The sequence below is a fragment of the Streptomyces sp. P9(2023) genome (assembly GCF_032436795.1).
Lineage (GTDB): Bacteria > Actinomycetota > Actinomycetes > Streptomycetales > Streptomycetaceae > Streptomyces.
This window is the reverse complement of sequence record NZ_JAUPWM010000729.1, coordinates 1-248: the sequence shown is the minus strand read 5'-3', so window position 1 is coordinate 248 and position 248 is coordinate 1. Positions and strand designations below refer to the sequence as shown.

Here is a 248-nt window from a genome sequence, read left to right as displayed (position 1 = left end):
TGGCTGGCCGCCAGCACTTGTGCCTTTAAGCGCACTTGATATTCTGCAGCTAGATGAGTCAGCTCAAGAATACGCTGTGGATCGAAATTGACATTGGTTAAGGTAGCAAAGAAAGCTTTAGGAGCCCATTGATTGATCTCATCGTCAATGATATTGAACGAGTAGGCTTGGTTTGCCCAAAATGAAACGCCTTGCAATGTATAGACCAAGATGTCTTGTAAGTCAGAAACTTCCGCGGTCTTGCCACA

Annotated in this window: 1 protein-coding gene; it reads right to left on the bottom strand. The window is 45.2% G+C overall.

All coding sequences use genetic code 11. From position 1 onward, the window contains the following. Nucleotides 1-248: hypothetical protein (locus Q5762_RS39260; RefSeq protein WP_315897106.1), on the bottom strand; the 248-nt coding region annotated here is incomplete at both ends.